Source organism: Nocardioides alpinus (genome assembly GCF_900112035.1).
In the GTDB taxonomy this organism is placed as follows: Bacteria; Actinomycetota; Actinomycetes; order Propionibacteriales; family Nocardioidaceae; genus Nocardioides; species Nocardioides alpinus.
The window spans coordinates 61,087-78,467 of the sequence record NZ_FOKC01000011.1 but is presented as its reverse complement, the minus strand read 5'-3'; the positions used below and the strand labels follow the sequence as shown (position 1 = coordinate 78,467).

Annotated in this window: 11 protein-coding genes; 9 read left to right on the top strand and 2 right to left on the bottom strand. The window is 70.8% G+C overall.

Features of this window, described 5'->3' with window-relative positions; genetic code table 11:
* The first annotated feature begins 84 nt into the window (after positions 1-84).
* The 9 genes from BM127_RS18105 (at position 85) to BM127_RS18065 (ending at position 12,302) form a co-directional block, all read left to right on the top strand.
* Complete coding sequence (locus BM127_RS18105; RefSeq protein ID WP_091200863.1) at positions 85-1,257, top strand: MFS transporter; 1,173 nt, start codon at positions 85-87, stop codon at positions 1,255-1,257.
* A 14-nt stretch (positions 1,258-1,271) separates the two neighbouring features.
* Positions 1,272-4,988 carry a nitrate reductase subunit alpha gene (locus BM127_RS18100; protein WP_091200995.1) on the top strand — a complete coding sequence of 1,239 codons (3,717 nt, stop codon included), beginning with the start codon at positions 1,272-1,274 and terminating at the stop codon, positions 4,986-4,988.
* Entirely contained in the window at positions 4,988-6,637 is a 1,650-nt protein-coding gene (gene narH / locus BM127_RS18095; protein ID WP_091200861.1) for a nitrate reductase subunit beta, read from the top strand. Before BM127_RS18100 ends, narH begins: the two co-directional genes overlap by 1 nt.
* Positions 6,634-7,332 carry a nitrate reductase molybdenum cofactor assembly chaperone gene (gene narJ / locus BM127_RS18090; RefSeq protein WP_091200859.1) on the top strand — a complete coding sequence of 233 codons (699 nt, stop codon included), beginning with the start codon at positions 6,634-6,636 and terminating at the stop codon, positions 7,330-7,332. The genes narH and narJ overlap by 4 nt, the downstream gene beginning before the upstream one ends.
* Entirely contained in the window at positions 7,329-8,057 is a 729-nt protein-coding gene (gene narI, locus BM127_RS18085) for a respiratory nitrate reductase subunit gamma (protein ID WP_091200857.1), read from the top strand. The genes narJ and narI overlap by 4 nt, the downstream gene beginning before the upstream one ends.
* Before the next feature lie 49 nt (positions 8,058-8,106).
* Positions 8,107-8,559 (top strand): hemerythrin domain-containing protein, encoded by a 453-nt coding sequence (locus tag BM127_RS18080; RefSeq protein WP_139227790.1) that lies wholly within the window; start codon positions 8,107-8,109, stop codon positions 8,557-8,559.
* Between the two features lie 34 nt (positions 8,560-8,593).
* Positions 8,594-8,929 carry a cupin domain-containing protein gene (locus tag BM127_RS18075; protein WP_091200854.1) on the top strand — a complete coding sequence of 112 codons (336 nt, stop codon included), beginning with the start codon at positions 8,594-8,596 and terminating at the stop codon, positions 8,927-8,929.
* Between the two features lie 178 nt (positions 8,930-9,107).
* Positions 9,108-9,803 carry a DUF2238 domain-containing protein gene (locus tag BM127_RS18070; RefSeq protein ID WP_091200852.1) on the top strand — a complete coding sequence of 232 codons (696 nt, stop codon included), beginning with the start codon at positions 9,108-9,110 and terminating at the stop codon, positions 9,801-9,803.
* 75 nt (positions 9,804-9,878) lie between these two features.
* Complete coding sequence (locus BM127_RS18065) at positions 9,879-12,302, top strand: phosphoketolase family protein (RefSeq protein ID WP_091200851.1); 2,424 nt, start codon at positions 9,879-9,881, stop codon at positions 12,300-12,302.
* Positions 12,303-12,369: 67 nt separating this feature from the next.
* Here the strand turns inward: BM127_RS18065 and BM127_RS18060 are convergent, their stop codons facing one another.
* The gene (locus tag BM127_RS18060; RefSeq protein ID WP_091200849.1) at positions 12,370-15,765 is read right to left on the bottom strand and encodes an error-prone DNA polymerase; all 3,396 of its coding nucleotides are present in this window, start codon (positions 15,763-15,765) and stop codon (positions 12,370-12,372) included.
* 18 nt (positions 15,766-15,783) lie between these two features.
* Positions 15,784-17,376 (bottom strand): Y-family DNA polymerase, encoded by a 1,593-nt coding sequence (locus BM127_RS18055; protein WP_091200847.1) that lies wholly within the window; start codon positions 17,374-17,376, stop codon positions 15,784-15,786.
* Positions 17,377-17,381 lie beyond the last annotated feature (5 nt).

Genomic DNA, 17,381 nt, shown 5'->3' with positions numbered 1-17,381 from the left:
GCACCAGGGCCGTCACGGACGGCCGCCGCGGGTGCGTCGACCTCGGAGGACCGGGCTGACGCGGCCGTCAGGTCACCGTGGCTCATGCTGGCGATCGCGACGATCGGCTTCGCGGTCAACTTCTGGGCCTGGGCGCTGATCAGCCCCCTCGGACCCATGTTCCGCGACTCCGGTGCGCTCGGCTCCCTGAGCGAGTCGGACGTCGCGCTCCTGGTGGCCGTGCCGGTGCTCGTCGGCTCGCTCGGACGGATCGTGGCCGGCGCGATGACCGACCGCTTCGGCGGCCGGATCATGTTCCCGATCATCTCTGCCGCGACCATCGTGCCGGTCCTGTTCATCGCCTTCTTCGCCCTCGACTCCTACGCACTGCTGCTCGTCGGCGGGTTCTTCCTCGGGATCGGCGGCACCGTCTTCGCCGTCGGCGTCCCGTTCGTCAACGCCTGGTTCCCGCCCGAGCGCCGCGGGCTGGCGATCGGCATCTTCGGTGCCGGCATGGGCGGAACCGCGATCAGCGCGCTCACGACCGTCAAGCTCTTCACCAACACCGGGGAGAAGGCGCCGTTCCTGATCACGGCGGTCGTGCTCGCGGCCTATGCCGTCGTGGCCTGGCTGCTCCTGCGCGACGCGCCCGGCCGCACCGTGCCGACGACCAGCCTGGCCAGCCGGTTGAACGCCAATGCCCGGCTGCCCATCACGTGGCAGGCCTGCATCCTCTACGCCGTCGCGTTCGGCGGCTACGTCGCCTTCTCGGTCTACCTGCCGGCCTACCTCAAGACCGCGCACGGCCTGACCGCAGCCGACGCCGCCAACCGGATGGCCGGCTTCGTGGTGGTCGCCGTGGTCATGAGACCGATCGGCGGCTGGCTCTCCGACAGATTCGGCGCGATCCCGGTCCTGGCCACGTCGTACGCCGTCGTGGTCGTCGGTGCCGCCGTCTCGGCGGGCACCCCTCCGCTCGAGGGCGTCGGCACCCTCGCGTTCCTCGCGATGGCGGCGGCCCTCGGCGCCGGCAGCGGCGGGACCTTCGCCCTGATTGCCTCCGTCACCGATCCGAGCCGGGTCGGTGGAGTCACCGGACTGGTGGGTGCCGCGGGTGGTCTGGGCGGCTTCCTGCCTCCGCTGATCATGGGCTTCGTCTACGGCCGCACGGATTCGTACGCGATCGGCCTGTGGATGCTGTCGATCACCGCGGCCCTCACCCTCGCCCTCACGCTGACCATCGTCCGACGCACGGCCCAAGGACAGGAATCCCATTGAGCAAGGACATCGGCATGGACGGCCCCTTGGCGGACGCCCTCGTGCGGAGCCGTCGTTTCTTCACCCGCGGCACCGTCTCGGCGGACCTGCGGACCCTGTCCCACGCAGGCGGGAGGGAGGCGGACGACTTCTACCGCGACCGCTGGAGCCACGACAAGGTGGTGCGCTCCACCCACGGCGTGAACTGCACCGGCTCCTGCTCGTGGAAGGTCTACGTCAAGGACGGGATCATCACGTGGGAGACCCAACAGACCGACTACCCCTCGGTCGGCCCGGACTCACCCGAGTACGAGCCTCGCGGCTGCCCCCGCGGAGCTGCCTTCTCCTGGTACACCTACTCGCCGACCAGGGTCCGCTACCCCTACGTCCGCGGCGTCCTGCTCCAGATGTTCCGTGAGGCCAAGTCGCAGCACGGCGGCGATCCCGTGAAGGCGTGGGAGCACGTCGTCGAGAACCCGCAGCGGGCCAGGGCCTACAAGTCCGCGCGCGGCAAGGGCGGCCTGGTGCGCGCGACGTGGGACGAGGCCAGCGAGATCATCGCGGCCGCGCACGTCCACACGATCAAGAAGTACGGCCCCGACCGGGTCGCGGGCTTCTCGCCGATCCCGGCGATGTCGATGGTGTCGCACGCCTCCGGTGCCCGGTTCGTCAACCTGGTCGGCGGCTCGATGCTGAGCTTCTACGACTGGTACGCCGACCTGCCCGTCGCCTCGCCGCAGGTCTTCGGTGACCAGACCGACGTCCCCGAGTCGGGCGACTGGTGGAACGCCGGCTACCTGATCATGTGGGGCTCGAACCTGCCGGTCACGCGTACGCCCGACGCGCACTGGATGACCGAGGCGCGCTACCGCGGCCAGAAGGTGATCGCCGTCGCCCCCGACTACGCCGACAACGTGAAGTTCGCCGACGAGTGGCTCGCCGCCAGGCCCGGCACCGACGGCGCGCTGGCGATGGCGATGGGGCACGTCGTGCTCAAGGAGTTCTTCGTCGACCGGGAGATCCCCTACTTCACGCAGTACGTGAAGACCTACACCGACCTGCCCCACCTGGTGAAGCTCCACGAGGGAGAGGACGGGCAGCTCACTGCGGGCAAGTTCCTGACCGCCTCCGACCTCGACGCGACCGCTGCGGACGAGGAGAACGCCGCGTTCAAGACGGTCCTCATCGACGCGCGGACCGGCGAGCCGGTCGTGCCCAACGGGTCGCTGGGCCACCGTTTCGGCGATGCCGGCGTCGGCCGGTGGAACCTCGAGCTCGGAGAGGTCGACCCGCAGCTCTCGCTGCTCGACGGGGACGGCTCTCCGGTGGAGACGGTGCTCGTGCGGATGCCGCGCTTCGACACCCCCGACGGTGCCGCTGCCGACCTGCCGCGGGGTGTGCCCGTACGCCGCGTCGACGGCCACCTCGTGACCACGGTGTTCGACCTGCTCCTCGCGCAGTACGGCGTCGGGCGCCCTGGCCTGCCCGGCGTGTGGGCCACGGGCTACGACGACGCGGAGTCGCCGTACACCCCTGCCTGGCAGGAGGCCATCACGGGCGTACCGGCCGCGACGGCCGCGAGGATCGGTCGTGAGTTCGCCGCCAACGCTGAGGAGTCCCGGGGCCGCTCGATGATCGTGATGGGTGCCGGCACCAACCACTGGTTCCACTCCGACACGATCTACCGCGCCTTCCTCACCCTGACGAACCTCACCGGGTGCCAGGGCGTCAACGGCGGCGGGTGGGCGCACTACGTGGGCCAGGAGAAGGTCCGGCCCATCACCGGCTACACCCAGATCGCCAACGCGCTCGACTGGAACCGGCCCCCGCGCAACATGATCCAGACCGCCTACTGGTACCTCCACACCAACCAGTTCCGCTACGACCAGTTCGGCGCGGACACGCTCTCCGCCACCACCGGCACCGGCCAGCTGGCCGGGAAGTCCACCGCCGACGTCATCGCGCAGAGCGCGCGGATGGGTTGGATGCCGTCCTACCCGACCTTCGACCGCAACCCGCTCGACCTCTGCGACGACGCCGCCGCGGCCGGCCAGCCGGTGGGGGAGTACGTCGTCGAGCAGCTCAAGTCGGGCGAGCTCGACTTCGCCGGCGAGGACCCGGACGCCCCCCAGAACTACCCCCGCATCCTGTCGATCTGGCGGGCCAACCTGCTCGGCTCGTCGGGCAAGGGCAACGAGTACTTCCTCAAGCACCTGCTCGGCACCGACTCGTCGGTGCGGGCGACCGAGACGCCGGAGGAGCACCGGCCGGTGGACGTGACGTGGCGTGAGGAGGCGCCCGAGGGCAAGCTCGACCTGCTGATGACGATCGACTTCCGGCAGACGAGCACGACGATCTTCTCCGACGTCGTCCTGCCTGCGGCGACCTGGTACGAGAAGCACGACCTCAACACCACCGACATGCATCCGTTCGTGCACTCGTTCAACCCCGCGATCGCTCCACCGTGGCAGACCCGCACCGACTGGGACGCGTGGCAGACGATCGCCGAGAAGTTCAGCGAGCTCGCAGCCACCCACCTGGGCGTGCGCAAGGACGTCGTGGCGGTCCCGCTGACCCACGACACCCCGGACGCGATGGCGAACCCGCACGGCGTCGTCCGGGACTGGAAGAAGGGTGAGTGCGAGCCGGTCCCCGGCGTCACGATGCCCAAGCTGGTCGAGGTGGAGCGTGACTACGGCGCGGTCGCCGAGAAGATGAACGCCCTCGGGCCGCTGGTCGACACCCTCGGCGCAACGACCAAGGGCGTCACCTTCGAGCTGAGCAAGCAGGTCGACCACCTGCGAGCGAAGAACGGCGCCGTGCGTGGCGGTGTCGCCGACGGCCGGCCGTCGCTGCGGAAGGACGTCGACGTCTGCGAGGCCATCCTGGCGATGTCGGGGACGACCAACGGCCACCTCGCCACCCAGGGCTTCAGGACCCTCGAGAAGCGGACCGGCGTCCGGCTCGCCGACCTGGCCGCCGAGCACGAGGGCAAGCAGATCACGTTCGCCGACACCCAGGGCCCACCCGTGCCGGTCATCACCTCACCGGAGTGGTCGGGCTCGGAGACCGGAGGTCGGCGCTACTCGCCCTTCACCATCAACGTGGAGCGCAAGAAGCCCTGGCACACGCTGACCGGGCGGATGCACTTCTACCTCGACCACGACTGGATGACCGAGCTCGGTGAGGGACTGCCGGTCTACCGGCCACCGCTCAACATGGCCGCCCTGTTCGCCGAGCCTGCGCTCGGCAACGTCTCCGACGGCTCGTCCGTCGACGGCGTCGAGCAGGTGGAGGGCCTCACCGTGCGCTACCTGACGCCGCACAACAAGTGGTCGATCCACTCGGAGTACCAGGACAACCTCTTCATGCTCTCGCTGTCACGCGGGGGCCAGAACATCTGGATGAGCGACCGGGACGCCGTCAAGGTCGGCATTAAGGACAACGACTGGATCGAGGCGGTCAACCGCAACGGCGTGGTCGTCGCCCGGGCGATCGTGTCGCACCGGATGCCCGAGGGGACGGTGTACATGTACCACGCCCAGGACCGGCTCATCGACGTCCCGTTGGCGGAGACGTCGGGCAAGCGCGGTGGCATCCACAACTCGCTCACCCGGCTGCTCGTGAAGCCGTCGCACCTCATCGGTGGCTATGCGCAGCTGACCTTCGCCTTCAACTATCTCGGTCCCACCGGCAACCAACGTGACGAGGTCACCATCATCCGCAAGCGCAGCCAGGACGTGACGTACTGATGAGGGTCATGGCGCAGATGGCGATGGTCATGAACCTCGACAAGTGCATCGGCTGCCACACGTGCTCGGTCACGTGCAAGCAGGCGTGGACCAACCGCTCGGGCACGGAGTACATCTGGTTCAACAACGTCGAGACCCGACCCGGCCTGGGCTACCCACGGACCTACGAGGACCAGGAGAAGTGGAAGGGCGGCTGGGAGCTCAACCAGCGCGGACGGCTGGTCCTCAAGGCCGGGGGTCGGTTCAAGAACCTCATGACGATCTTCTCCAACCCCAAGCTGCCGTCGATCGGGGAGTACTACGAGCCGTGGACCTACGACTACTCGACGCTCACCGACGCCCCCGCGCAGGAGCACACGCCGGTCGCGCGACCCAAGTCCCTCATCAGCGGCAAGAACATGAAGATCGAGTGGTCGGCCAACTGGGACGACGACCTCGGCGGCTCGACCGAGACGGCGCACCGCGACCCGATGCTCGCGAAGATCGCGGACAAGGTGAAGTTCGAGTTCGAGCAGACCTTCATGTTCTACCTGCCGCGCATCTGCGAGCACTGCCTGAACCCGTCGTGCGCGGCGTCGTGCCCCAGCGGTGCGATCTACAAGCGCGAGGAGGACGGCATCGTCCTCGTCGACCAGGACAAGTGCCGTGGGTGGCGCAAGTGCGTGTCCGGGTGCCCCTACAAGAAGATCTACTTCAACCACCGCACCGGCAAGGCCGAGAAGTGCACGTTCTGCTTCCCGCGCATCGAGGTGGGCCTCCCCACGGTCTGCGCCGAGACCTGCGTCGGTCGGCTGCGCTACATCGGCCTGATGCTCTACGACGCGGACAAGGTGCTCGAGGCGGCGTCCACCGAGGACGACCACGGGCTCTACGAGGCGCAGCGCGACGTGTTCCTCGACCCGTTCGACCCCGAGGTCGTGCGGGAGGCGGAGAAGGCAGGCATCGCGCGCGACTGGATCGACGCTGCCCAGCGCTCGCCGATCCACGCACTCATCAACACCTTCAGGGTGGCCCTCCCGCTGCACCCGGAGTACCGCACGATGCCGATGGTCTGGTACATCCCGCCGCTCTCACCGGTCGTCGACGTGGTCGCGGAGACCGGGGAGGACGCCGAGGACACGGGCAACCTGTTCGCTGCCATCGATGCCCTGCGGATCCCTGTCGAGTACCTCGCCGAGCTCTTCACCGCCGGCGACGTCGTACCGGTCGATGCGGTGCTCAAGAAGCTGGCCGCGATGCGCTGCTACATGCGGGACATCAACATGGGGCGCGACCCCGACGCCTCCATCCCCGCCTCGGTCGGCATGACGGAGGAGGAGATGTACGACATGTACCGCCTGCTCGCGATCGCGAAGTACGACGAGCGCTACGTCATCCCCGCCGCGCACGCCGAGCAGGCCCACTCGCTGGAGGAGCTGTCGACCGAGTGCTCCGTGTCGGAGTACGGCGGCGGGCAGCAGGACCTCTTCGGCGAGGGTTCCGGCGTGCCGACACCCATCGCGGTGGAGAACTTCCAGATGCTGCAGGACCGGCAGACCTCCGACTCGCTCGCGGGCCCGGACAACAAGGGGGCGCGGATCAACCTCCTCAACTGGGACGGCAAGGGCTCTCCTCCCGGACTCTTCCCGTCGAAGGGACCGGAGTCGTGATCGGCCGGCGTCCGACGTCGGCGCTCTCGCCCGACCAGCTGACCATCGTGTGGCAGTCCGTCTCGTTGCTGCTCGACTACCCCGACGAGAGCGTGCTCGCGCGCGCCGAGCTGGTCAGGGCCTCTGCCACCGGACTGCCGTCCGCGATCGGTGACTCGCTGCGCGACTTCCTGGGCCACCTCGAGGCGACGCCCCTGCCGGAGCTCCAGGCCGACTACGTCGAGACGTTCGACAACCGTCGGCGCTGCAACCTCTTCCTCACCTACTTCGCCCACGGGGACACCCGCAAGCGGGGGATGGCGCTGCTGCGCTTCAAGCAGACCTATCTCGGTGCCGGCTTCGAGCTGGACGACGCCGAGCTGCCCGACCACCTCTGTGTCGTGCTCGAGTTCGCTGCCACCATCGACCGCGACCTCGGCCGGCAGCTGATGCTGGACCACCGGGCGGGCCTGGAGCTGCTGCGGCTCTCGCTCCGTGACATGCACTCGCCCTGGGCGAGCCTGATCGATGCGGTCACGGCCACGCTCCCGCCCCTGCGCGGTGAGGAGCGCGACGCCGTACGACGTCTCGCAGCCGAGGGTCCTCCGGAGGAGGAGGTGGGGCTGGCGCCGTTCGCCAGTCCGCAGTTCAGCCCGGGTGCGGCCGCCGGACCGACGCTCCTGCCCATGCCGTCCTTCCCGGGGGTGCTTGCATGAACGACTTCCTCTTCGTGGTCGTCCCCTACATCTGCCTCACGGTCTTCGTCGTGGGCCACCTGTGGCGCTACCGCTACGACAAGTTCGGCTGGACCACGCGGTCCTCGCAGCTCTACGAGAACCGGCTGCTGCGCATCGGCAGCCCGCTGTTCCACTTCGGGATGCTGGGCGTCGTCGGTGGCCATGTCTTCGGCCTGCTGATCCCGCAGTCGTGGACCGACGCCGTGGGGATCAGCGAGCAGGCCTACCACGTGGCAGCGGTCGGCGGGGGTCTGCTGGCCGGGGTCGCTACGGTCGTCGGGCTCGCCATCCTGGTCTACCGGCGGCGCACCGTCGGGCCGGTCTTCTCGGCGACGACGGTCATGGACAAGGTGATGTACGCCTTCCTGATCGTCGCGATCCTGCTGGGGATGTGGAACACCGTCGCGGGCTCGATCCTGACCATCGGCGGTGAGTACAACTACCGCGAAGGAGTGTCGGTCTGGTTCCGCTCGTTCCTCGCACTCAACCCGGACGGCGACCTGATGGGGGCGGCACCCCTGGGCTTCCAGCTCCATGCCCTCGTGGCGTTCGGGCTCTTCGCGCTGTGGCCGTTCACCCGTCTCGTGCACGTGTTCAGCGCGCCGCTGGGCTACCTCACCCGCCCCTACATCGTCTACCGCAGCCGTGACGACGACCAGCTCGGCAGCCACCGGCCCCGTCGGGGCTGGGACCGGGTGGGTTGAGGTGTGTGAGTACTGCGGATGCCGGGAGGTCCCCGCGATCGCCGAGCTCATGGACGAGCACACAGCACTCGCCGACGAGGGCCACTACGTCCGCCAGGCGCTCGGCACGGGTGACTTCGCCGGAGCGATGCGGCTCCTGGGCAGCCTGGTCGCCCACCTCGACCGGCACGTGCGCCGCGAGGAGGACGGCATCTTCCTCGCCATGCGAGCAGCCGGAGAGTTCATCGACGAGATCGACGACCTCGAGGGTGAGCACCGTGACCTGGCGGCGGTGGTCGCCGCACTCGATCACCACTCCACCACCTTCGCGGCCGACGTGTCCCGGTTCCTCGACGACCTCGACACCCACGTGGAGAGGGAGGACCTCGGGATCTTCCCGGTGTCCGTCGTGACCCTCGGCGCCAGCGGGTGGGCCACCGTCGACGTGGCCCGCAGGGGGTCGCCGAGCTTCCTCCTCGACGTCGCGTCGACGACGACTGCGGACGCGAACGCCGCCACCTGATGCACCACCACCGCACGAGACACGAGGAGAGCCCATGCAGAAGGAATCACTGACCGCGCTCGTCCGACACCACCTCGCAGCGGCCGCGACCGCATCGAGCGGTCGGAGTGCGCACACGGTCCACGGGGGGCACGAGCACGTCCTGCGACAGACGCTGATCGCGCTGCGCACCGGCAGCAGCCTCGACGAGCACGAGAACCCCGGCGAGGCGACCCTCCAGGTGCTGCACGGCCGGGTCACGCTCGTGGCGGGGGAGCACCGGTGGAACGGCTCACCGGGAGACCTCATCACGATCCCTGACTCGCGCCACTCGCTCGAGGCGGTCGAGGACTCCGCGGTCCTGCTGACCGTGGCCAAGGCGCTCGGCTGAGGGGGAGCGATCCGTCACCGGACCTCGCGCTGCGGCAGGGCCGAACGGACGCGGGGAGCGGGACCGACGGATCCCGGAACCGCGGGGACCTTCGCCCCTGCTGATCTCGACAGCGGTGCGCGAGGCTGGTTGTGGGGCGAGAGCCGTGCCGTGACCGGCCGCAGGCAGGAGGTCCGCGATGGACGTGCACGAGGGCCGTACTCCCGACGTCAGAGCCGTCCCGGCCGTGGTCGTGGTCGTGGACGTCACGGCCAAGGTCGTGCTGGTCCTGCTCATGCTGCGGGTGGCGCTGGATCCTGCCTGGGGCAACCTCGAGGGCAAGGCACCCCTCACGCGTGCATGGACCTACCCGCTCCTCGCACTCCTGGTTCCTGCGGCCCACCTGCTGCGTCCCTCGCGTGGCCGATACCCCTGGGGTGCGGACCTGCTGATCACGATCCCCGCGTTCTCCGACGTGCTGGGCAACCGGCTCGACCTCTACGACCGGGTGTCCTGGTTCGACGACCTCATGCACTTCGCCAACACGGGCTTCCTGAGCGCCGCGGTCGTCATCCTGTGCGGCGCCGCCGGGTCAGCGCTCCGACATCGGCTCGCGCTGGCCGTCGCGTCCGGCATGACGATGGCACTGGCATGGGAGCTGTGGGAGTACGTCGCGTTCGTGACCAGGTCGACGGAGGTGTCGACGGCGTACGCCGACACGATCGGTGACCTGACCCTGGGCTGGGCCGGCGCGGTGCTCGCTGCCCTGCTGGTGGGCGCCCCCAGCCACGATGTTCGGGTGAGGCATGGTGACGGACCCTCACATGAGGAGCAGGACCTGGACCTGGCCCTGATCGATCCGATCGGTCACGCGACCAGGGCCCTTCGTCCCTAGTTCGCACCGCACCTGATCGCCTAGCGTGCGGGAGGTGGCGTACGCCGCGGACCCGATCGAGCCCAGGAGGCCACCATGGTGGATGCACAGCTCACGGACGACCAGGTGGCGGCGCTCGACGCGTGGTGGCGGGCCGCCAACTACCTGTCGGTTGGCCAGATCTACCTGATGGACAACCCCCTGCTGCAGCGGCCCCTGGTCCGTGAGGACATCAAGCCGCGCCTGCTCGGCCACTGGGGCACCACCCCGGGCCTCAACCTGCTGTGGACCCACCTCAACCGTCTGATCCGCGAGCGCGACGTCAAGGCGATCTTCCTCGCCGGACCCGGTCACGGTGGCCCGGCCGTCGTCGCCAACACCTGGCTGGAGGGGACCTACAGCGAGGTCTACCCGCACGTGGGCGACGATGCCCGCGGCATGCAGGAGCTCTTCCGCCAGTTCTCCTTCCCCGGCGGCATCCCGAGCCACGTGGCGCCCGAGACGCCGGGCTCGATCCACGAGGGGGGCGAGCTCGGCTACGTGCTCTCGCACGCCTACGGCGCGGCGATGGACAACCCTGACCTCGTGGTGGCCGCGGTGGTCGGCGACGGTGAGTTCGAGACCGGGCCGTTGGCTGCGTCGTGGCACGCCAACAAGTTCGTGGACCCCGTGCACGACGGGGCGGTCCTGCCGGTGCTTCACCTCAACGGCTACAAGATCGCCAACCCGACGATCCCGGCGCGCATCCACCGGGAGGAGCTGCTCGACCTGCTCCGGGGCTACGGCCACGAGGTGTGGACGGTCGAGGGCGACGACCCGGCCGACGTGCACCGTCAGCTCGCCGGCGCCCTCGACGACGCGCACGACCGCATCCTGGAGATCCAGCGCGCAGCCCGCGAGGACGGCGACCTCGAGCGACGACCGTGGCCGATGATCCTGCTCGTCACCCCCAAGGGCTGGACCGGACCGGACGTGGTCGACGGCGTGCAGGTCGAGGGCACGTGGCGTGCCCACCAGGTGCCGCTCGCCAACACCCGCGAGGACGACGCTCACCGCGCGCTGCTCGAGTCCTGGCTGGCGTCGTACGCTCCCGACGAGCTCTTCGACGCTGACGGCCGGCTCGTGCCCGAGCTGCGCGCGCTCGCACCCCTCGGTGAGCGTCGGATGAGCGCCAACCCCCACGCCAACGGCGGCCTGCTGCGCCGACCGCTCCGCCTCCCCGACTTCCGCGCGTCCGCGGTGGACGTGCCCGCGCCGGGCGTCACCACCCACGAGGCGACGCGCGTGCTGGGGCACTACCTGGTCGACGTCGTGCGCGACAACCCCGACAACTTCCGCATCTTCGGTCCCGACGAGACGGCCTCCAACCGTCTCGACGCCGTCTACGAGGTGACCGACAAGGTCTTCGCCGGCACGATCCTCGAGGTCGACGAGCACCTGGCCCGCAGCGGGCGCGTGGTGGAGATCCTCTCCGAGCACACGTGCCAGGGCTGGCTGGAGGGCTACCTCCTGACCGGGCGGCACGGGCTCTTCAGCTGCTACGAGGCCTTCATCCACCTCGTCGACTCGATGGTCAACCAGCACGCGAAGTGGCTGAAGACGACGCGCTCGATCGGGTGGCGTCCACCCATCGCCTCGTTGAACTACCTGCTCACCTCGCACGTGTGGCGCCAGGACCACAACGGGTTCTCCCACCAGGACCCCGGCTTCATCGACCACGTGGTCAACAAGAGTGCCGAGGTCGTACGGGTCTACCTGCCGCCGGACACCAACACGCTGCTGTCGACCATGCGTCACTGCCTGGAGAGCACCCACTACGTCAACGTGGTCGTGGCCGGCAAGCAGCCGACCTTCGACTGGCTGGACGCGGAGGCGGCAGACCTCCACTGCGCCCGTGGGCTGGGCATCTGGGACTGGGCCTCGACGACCGAGGGCGACCCCGACGTCGTCATTGCGTGCGCCGGTGACGTGCCGACCATCGAGGCGCTGGCCGCCACGTCGATCCTCCGGGAGCGCCTGCCCGAGCTGGCAGTGCGCTTCGTCAACGTGGTCGACCTGATGCGCCTGCAGGACGAGACCGAGCACCCGCACGGGCTGTCCGCGCGCAACTTCGACACCGTCTTCACCGCCGACAGGCCGGTCATCTTCGCCTATCACGGCTATCCGTGGCTGATCCACCGCCTGACCTACCGGCGCACCAACCACCCCAACATCCACGTGCGGGGCTACAAGGAGGAGGGCACCACCACCACGCCCTTCGACATGGTCATGATGAACGACCTCGATCGCTACCACCTCGTGATGGACGTGATCGACCGGGTGCCGGGCCTCGGGCAGCGGGCCGCGGGCCTGCGGCAGGAGATGGTCGACACCCGCCGTCGGGCACGTGCGTGGACCCGGGTCCACGGCGAGGACCTCCCCGAGGTGCGTGACTGGGCCTGGTCCGCCGAAGCCGACACGGGGCGCGGGGAGTCGCCCTCGACCACGGCAGAGCCAGACACCGGGGCCGACAACACCTGACCACGCGGATCCCCGTCAGGCCGCTCGGGTCCGCGACCACGTCGCCCGGACCGCGTCACTCCCGGCGTCACCTGAAGTCGCGCGAGGACGCCCGCGCCTGGAGCACGGCACCTGCGCCCGGGACGACGACGTCGATGGCCTCCACGCGGTCGGCGAGGAGGTTGGTGACTCCCTCGTTGCGCTCGAGGCGCCCGCGGATGACCACGGCGACCCGGTTGCGGGCGGCGTGCCGGTGCGCCTTCATCACCCCGATCGAGCACACGACGTTGAGCATGCCGGTCTCGTCCTCGAGGTTGAGGAAGGTGACGCCCATCGCCGTCCCCGGTCGCTGACGGTGGGTGATCAGCCCGCCGACGTGGACCCTGCGGCCGTGCTCGGTGTCGGCCAGCTCCGCGACCGAGCGCACGCCGGCGCGGCGCAGCTCGTCACGCAGGTGCTCGACCGGGTGCCGTTCCGGTGAGATGCCCGTGGCCCAGAGGTCGGCCAGCGTGATCTCGGGCTCGCTCATGCCGGGGAGGGCGGGCGCGGCCGGAGACGGGGTGGTGCCCGGCAGGTGCCCGGCCCCCTCGGCGAAGCCGGCGGCCCACAGCGCCTCACGACGGTCCAGCCCCCAGGCGTCGAACGCGCCGGCGGTGGCCAGCGACTCGAGCTGGGCGGACGTGAGGTCCGCGCGACGCGACAGGTCGGTGACGCCGGTGAACGGTGCCTCGTCACGCGCCGCGACGATGCGCCGCGCCACCTCGAGGCCGATGCCGCGCACCGAGTCGAGCCCCAGACGTACGGCGAGCGCCGCGTCGCGGCGGTGGGCGGGGACCGGGTCGGGGGTGCCCGGCACCCACTCGACGCGGTCGAACCGCGGCTGGCAGCACGCGTCGAGCCCGGTGGCCGCGACCGGACCGAGCACCACCGCCTCGAGCTCGGCCTGTGCCGCCGACCGGGTGACGTCGGGACGGCGTACGTCGACGCCGTGGCGCCGGGCGTCACCGACCAGGGACTGCGGGGAGTAGAAGCCCATCGGCTGGTTGCGGAGCAGCCCGGCCAGGAACGCCGCCGGGTAGTGCAGCTTGAACCAGGACGACGCGTAGACCAGCAGCGCGAAGGACAGCGCGTGCGACTCGGCGAAGCCGAAGTTGGCGAAGGACAGGATCTTGACGTAGATCGAGTCGGCGAGGTCGCCGGTGATCCCGCGTCGTGCCATGCCGGCGTAGAGCTTCTGCTTCACCGACTCGATCCGTTCGACCCCGCGCTTGGACCCCATCGCGCGACGCAGCAGGTCGGCGTCGTCGCGGCTGCAGTCGCCGAGGGTCACCGCCATCGCCATCAGCTGCTCCTGGAACAGCGGCACGCCCTTGGTGCGTTCGAGCACGGGGATGAGCTCGGGGTGGTCGTAGGTGACGGGTTCCTTGCCGGTGGCTCGGCGTACGTAGGGGTGCACGGCGCCGCCCTGCATGGGGCCGGGCCGGATCAGCGCGATCTCGATGGCCAGGTCGTAGAACTCGCGCGGGCGCAGCCGCGGCAGGGTGCCGATCTGGGCCCGGCTCTCGACCTGGAAGACCCCGATCGAGTCGGCCCGGCAGAGCATGTCGTAGACCGCGGGCTCCTCCTTGGGCATGGTCGCGAGGTCCCACCGCTCGCCGAGGTGGTCGGCGACGAGACGCATCATGTGGTCGAGCGCGCCGAGCATGCCGAGGCCGAGCAGGTCGAACTTCACCAGCCCCATCGACTCGCACGCGTCCTTGTCCCACTGCAGCACCGTCCGCCGGTCCATCCGGCCCCGCTCGATGGGGCAGACCTCGCCGATGGGCCGCTCGGTGAGGACCATCCCGCCGGAGTGGATGCCGAGGTGGCGGGGCGCACCCATCAGCTCCTCGGCGAGTGCCACCACCGTCGGAGGCACGTCGTGGGCGGTCGGGTCACCCGCGTCGCCGGACACCACCGACTGCCACCCGTCGATCTGCTTGGACCAGGCGTCCTGCTGGCCCTGGGAGAAGCCGAGGGCCTTGGCGGCGTCGCGCACCGCCATCCGCGGCCGGTAGGAGATGACGTTGGCCACCTGGGCGGCGTTGCGGCGGCCGTAGGTGTCGTAGACCCACTGGATGACCTCCTCGCGCCGGTCGGAGTCGAAGTCGACGTCGATGTCGGGCTCCTCGTCGCGGTGTGCGGAGATGAACCGCTCGAACGGCAACCGGTAGAAGACGGCGTCGACCGCGGTGATGCCGAGGGCGTAGCAGACGGCCGAGCTCGCCGCGGATCCGCGGCCCTGGCAGAGGATGCCCCTGCTCCGGGCGAAGGCGACGATGTCGTGGACGATGACGAAGTAGCCGGCGAAGTCCTTCTCGGACACCACGCGCAGCTCGTGCTCGAGCCGCTCGCGCGCCTGCTGCTCGTGGGGGACACCGGCGTACCTCTCGGCGAAGCCGCGCTCGGCCAGCACCCGCAGCCACGAGTCGGCGGTGTGGCCCTCGGGGATCTGTCGCTTGGGAAGCGCGGGGGAGGCCTTGTGCAGGTCGAAGGCGAGCTCGTCGGCCAGCGAGACGCTGCGTGCCACGGCGCCGTCGTACGCCGTGAGGGCGGAGGCCGTCTCGGCGCCGCTGCGCAGGTGGGCCGAGCCCGACAGGTCGAGCCAGCCGTCGAGGTCGGTCAGGCTGCGCCGGGCACGCACGGCCGCCATCGCCGAGGCCAGCCGGTGCTGCTGCGGGGTCGCGTGGTGGACGTTGCCGGCGGCGACGACGTCGAGGCCGTGGACCGCGGCCAGGCGGGCGAGGGAGGTGTTGGTGCCGTCGGACCCTGGTCGTGGTGAGAGCTCGACGAGGACGTGCTCGATCCCGAACAGCGACGTCAGCCGGTCGAGCGCCTCGGCGGCGGCGGCCTCGCCCCCCGTCGCCAGCGCCTGCCGGACCGCGCCCTTGCGGCAACCGGTCAGCACCGCCCAGTGCCCGCGCCCACGCTCGCCCAGCTCGTCGAGGTCGTAGACGGGGCGCCCCTTCTCGTCGCCGCGCAGGTGCGCGTCGGTCATCGCGGCGGCGAGCCGGTGATAGCCCTCGACCCCGCGCGCGAGCACCAGCAGGTGGCTGCCCTCGGGGTCGGGGACGCCGTTCTGCGGACTGCTGAGCCCGAGGGACAGCTCGGCTCCGAAGACGGTCGGCAGGTCGTAGACCGCCGCGGCCTCGGCCAGCATCGGGGCGGCGTAGAAGCCGTCGTGGTCGGTGATGGCGAGCGCGTGCAGGCCGAGGCGCACGGCCTCCTCGACCAGCGCGGCGGGCGAGCTCGCGCCGTCGAGGAAGCTGAAGTGGCTGTGGCAGTGCAGCTCGGCGTAGGGGGTCACCACCGCGGGACGCTCGATCGTCCGGGCCTCGGTGGCGCCGCGCTTGCGCCGCGACACCGGTGCGTCGTCGGCACCCGGCAGGCCGCTGAGCCGGCGCTCGAGCTCCTTCCAGTGCATGGCGGGGTTGTTCCAGCCCATCAGCGCACCCCTCGATCCCTAGTCATAGCCCGCCTCCAGGGACCAGCCCTCGGGTGCGCGCAGCAGCAGCCAGGCCCGCCCGTCGGCACCGACGACCTGGAACCGCGCGCTCGGTCCGGAGCCACCGGACCACCAGCCCTCGTCGGTGGGCCACGGCCCCGCCCACGCGGTCACCGGCTGCCAGGTCAGGCGTGGCCCGTCACCGGCACCCTCCACCCTGAACCGTCGGGGCTCACCACTGACCACTCCGCGATCGGTGACCGAGACCTCCCGCCCCGCGTCGTCGACGACCTCGGCGACCGGGGGAGCGGCGAACACCCGGACGGGTGCGGGCCCCGGGACCCGGCCCGGCCAGGGCCGGTCCACCGGACGCAGGTCGACGGCCCGCTCGCCCCACGGCACCAGGGACTGCCGTGCCGCGGGACTGCGACCGCCCTGCAGCACCGGGCGGCGTACGGCGTCGAAGCCCACCATGCCCTGCACCCGGGCCACCCCGCGCTCGACGAGGTCGTCGCCCGCGCCACCCCACAGCGCCTCGCCGTGGGCCGCGGCGGGCTCGACTACCTCCGGGACGAACCGGACGCGGTCGATCGGGGCCCGCACGCTGCCGGACTGCTTGCGCCCGCGGAGCGCTCCGCCCGGCCCGCTCGTGGTGCCTGCCGACTGCAGCTGCCAGTGCACCCGGTCGACCAGGTCGCGGGCGCCGAAGTGGCGCGGGTGCAGCCAGGCGCGCGACGAGCAGACGATGCCGTCGGACTCGGCCTCCACCCGGACCGCCGTCGCGACCAGCTGGTGGCGCGCCAGCTGGGAGACGAACCGCTCGGCGGTGGTGCGGACGCTGAAGGTGATCGCCTCGACGGAGTCGAGGGGCGGCTCGAAGGACACCTCGGCGTCGAGCTCGGGAGGCGGGGTGCGGGCGGCGAAGAGCGCGCGGTCCTCGCCCCGCGCGCGACGACGGACCTCGGCGCCGTAGGTGCCCAGCCGGTGCTCGACCGCGTCGCCGGGCAGGTCGGCCAGGTCACCCAGGGTGCGGAGACCGAGCCGCTGCAGGAGGCCGACCAGGTCGCGCCCCTGGGCGCCGCCGTCCTGGAGGACGTGGACGGGCAGGCCGCGCAGGAACGCGGCGGACCCGCCCTCGGGGACGACCGTCCACGACTGGACGTCGGCGGTGCGCGCGGCCTGCTCGGCGGTGAACAGGTCGTCGGCGATGCCGAACCGCACGTCCCAGATCCCTCCCTCGACCAGGGCCTGGCACGCTGTCGCGGCGGCCGCAGTCTCCGTGCCGTACCAGCTGCCGGGAGCTCGTACGGCGAGCAGGCCGGGGCGCAGCGCCGCGACCCCCGGACGCAGCTCCTCGACGATGGCCAGGACCGGCTCGAAGGCGCGCGCGTCGCGGTCGGCGTTGGCGGGCAGCAGCACGAGCTCGGGGCACCGGGCCTGGGCGTCGCGGCGGCGCTGCCCACGGCGTACGCCCTCGGCCCGCGCGGGTCCGTTGCACACCTCGACGACGTTGCCGGAGAGCACGGCGGCGGGGGAGCGCAGCGACCGGTCGGCCTCGTCGAGCGCGGCGACCACCGACCAGTCGGGGCACCACACGACCATCACCCTCATCGCAG

Excerpts from the sequence above, each read along its gene's own strand:
- BM127_RS18105 (WP_091200863.1), top strand. The coding sequence starts at position 85 with ATGCTGGCGATCGCGACGATCGGCTTCGCGGTCAACTTCTGGGCCTGG.
- BM127_RS18100 (WP_091200995.1), top strand. The coding sequence starts at position 1,272 with ATGGACGGCCCCTTGGCGGACGCCCTCGTGCGGAGCCGTCGTTTCTTC.
- narH (WP_091200861.1), top strand. The coding sequence starts at position 4,988 with ATGAGGGTCATGGCGCAGATGGCGATGGTCATGAACCTCGACAAGTGC.
- narI (WP_091200857.1), top strand. The coding sequence starts at position 7,329 with ATGAACGACTTCCTCTTCGTGGTCGTCCCCTACATCTGCCTCACGGTC.
- BM127_RS18080 (WP_139227790.1), top strand. The coding sequence starts at position 8,107 with ATGGACGAGCACACAGCACTCGCCGACGAGGGCCACTACGTCCGCCAG.
- BM127_RS18075 (WP_091200854.1), top strand. The coding sequence starts at position 8,594 with ATGCAGAAGGAATCACTGACCGCGCTCGTCCGACACCACCTCGCAGCG.
- BM127_RS18070 (WP_091200852.1), top strand. The coding sequence starts at position 9,108 with ATGGACGTGCACGAGGGCCGTACTCCCGACGTCAGAGCCGTCCCGGCC.
- BM127_RS18065 (WP_091200851.1), top strand. The coding sequence starts at position 9,879 with ATGGTGGATGCACAGCTCACGGACGACCAGGTGGCGGCGCTCGACGCG.
- BM127_RS18060 (WP_091200849.1), bottom strand. The coding sequence starts at position 15,765 with ATGGGCTGGAACAACCCCGCCATGCACTGGAAGGAGCTCGAGCGCCGG.
- BM127_RS18055 (WP_091200847.1), bottom strand. The coding sequence starts at position 17,376 with ATGAGGGTGATGGTCGTGTGGTGCCCCGACTGGTCGGTGGTCGCCGCG.